Origin of the sequence: Hydrocoleum sp. CS-953 (genome assembly GCF_002260545.1) — a bacterium.
In the GTDB taxonomy this organism is placed as follows: domain Bacteria; phylum Cyanobacteriota; class Cyanobacteriia; order Cyanobacteriales; family Microcoleaceae; genus Trichodesmium.
The window spans coordinates 1-1,058 of the sequence record NZ_LGSU01001501.1; the positions used below are offsets into that span (position 1 = coordinate 1).

A 1,058-nucleotide genomic window follows, 5' to 3' on the forward strand; every position below is an offset into this window, starting at 1 on the left:
TAATATCTTTGAGTATGAGTCTTTAGCACCACAACATTTATCTCAAATGGCACTAGATTATTATGCTAGTGGTGCATGGGATGAAATTACTTTGCGAGATAACCGTACTGCTTATGAAAAATATAAACTTCGACCTCGAATGTTAGTAGATGTTAGCCAGCGAAATTTAAGTACAAAAATTTTGGGGCAACACATTAAAATGCCGATTTTAATTGCTCCGATGGCATTTCAATGTTTGGCACATTCAGAAGGAGAATTAGCAACAGCAAGAGTAGCAGCAGAATTAGGTACAACAATGATATTAAGTACCATGTCAACTAAAAGTTTAGAAGATGTGGCATTAGCTGGAAATGTCCCAAAAAGTTTGTGGTTTCAACTCTATGTACATCGCGATCGCTCCCTGACTCGCGCTTTAGTAGAAAGAGCAGAAGCAGCAGGTTATCAAGCATTATGTTTGACAGTTGACGCACCAATTTTAGGTATCAGGGAACGAGACCGAAAAAATCAATTTACTCTACCACCCGGTCTGGAATTAGCTAATTTAACATCAATGGCAAATTTAGAGATTCCTGAAATAGAAAACGAGTCTGGGTTATTGACTTATTTTGCTAATCAACTCGATCCGGCGCTTACCTGGCAAGATATCGAATGGTTGCAGTCATTAACGTCCTTACCTTTAATAGTCAAAGGAATTTTACGGGGAGATGATGCCATTCGAGCAGTTGAACATGGGGCAAAAGGAATTATTGTTTCTAATCATGGAGGTAGACAGTTAGATGGAGCGATCGCCACTATTGATGCTCTCCCAGAAGTAGTTGCAGCAGTAGGAAATCAAGTTGATGTGTTGATGGATGGAGGTATCCGCAGAGGTACAGACATCCTCAAAGCTTTAGCATTAGGGGCTAAAGCAGTTTTAATTGGCCGTCCGATTTTGTGGGCGCTAGCGGTGGATGGAGAAACTGGGGCACGTCATTTGTTGGAGCTATTGCGTAATGAATTAGATGTGGCCATGGCATTGAGTGGCTGTGCTAATATAGAAAATATAGATGCTAGTCTGG

General features: G+C 40.6%; 1 protein-coding gene. It reads left to right on the forward strand.

Annotated elements, in window-relative coordinates; genetic code table 11:
* On the forward strand, positions 1-1,058 hold a 1,058-nt coding region (locus AFK68_RS34240; RefSeq protein WP_246844643.1), incomplete at both ends, for an alpha-hydroxy acid oxidase.